Annotated in this window: 1 pseudogene; it reads left to right on the top strand. The window is 71.6% G+C overall.

The features are described from left to right. A pseudogene (locus ACY45C_RS07665) lies at window positions 1-596 on the top strand (class I SAM-dependent methyltransferase); the annotation flags it as partial. Between the last annotated feature and the right edge of the window lie 165 nt (window positions 597-761).

The raw sequence follows: 761 nt of genomic DNA, 5'->3' as shown, positions 1-761 counted from the left end.
TGGACGTTCAGACCGGCGGTGGGGAGGTTCTCGCCGGACTGCCGCGGCTGGCCGGGCGCACGGTGGCCACGGAGTCCTGGGCGCCGAACATCGCGCGGGCCGCCGCGCGGCTGGGTCCCGGCGGCGTGGCCGTCGTGGCCGCCGACGACAGGTCGTTGCCCTTCGCCGATGCGACGTTCGACCTGGTGGTGAGCCGTCATCCGGTGGTGACCTGCTGGGCGGAGATCGGCCGGGTGCTGCGGCCGGGTGGTCGCTACTTCTCCCAGCAGGTCGGGCCGTCGAGCATGCTCGAGCTGAGCGAGTACTTCCTGGGACCGCTGCCGGCCTCGGCGCCCCGTACCCGTCACCCCGACACCGCCCGCGGCGGGGCCGAAGCCGTCGGCCTGGAGATCGTCGACCTGCGGATGGAGTCCCTGCGGACCGAGTTCCTCGACGTCGGCGCGGTTATCTACTTCCTGCAGAAGGTGATCTGGACCGTTCCCGAGTTCAGCGTCGAGCGGTACCACGCGCGCCTGCGGTCACTGTACGACCAGATCCGCGCCGAAAGCCCATTCGTCACCTGGGCGACGCGGTTTCTGATTGAGGCCCGCAAACCCGCCTGGCGCTGTGACCTGCCTGGCGCTGTGACCCGCCTGGCGTCAGTGGGGTGGGAAGGCCGTGACGGGCTCGGTGATCGACAGCCGCACGTGGGTGCCGGGTTCGGGGAGCTGGTGCCCTGGCACCCTCGCCGTCACGGTGCGGCCGGACCGGTCGAGCCGGAG

Source organism: Frankia sp. CcWB2, assembly GCF_977927585.1.
Note: the sequence above shows the minus strand (reverse complement) of the source record. Positions and strands in the feature narration are given on the sequence as shown.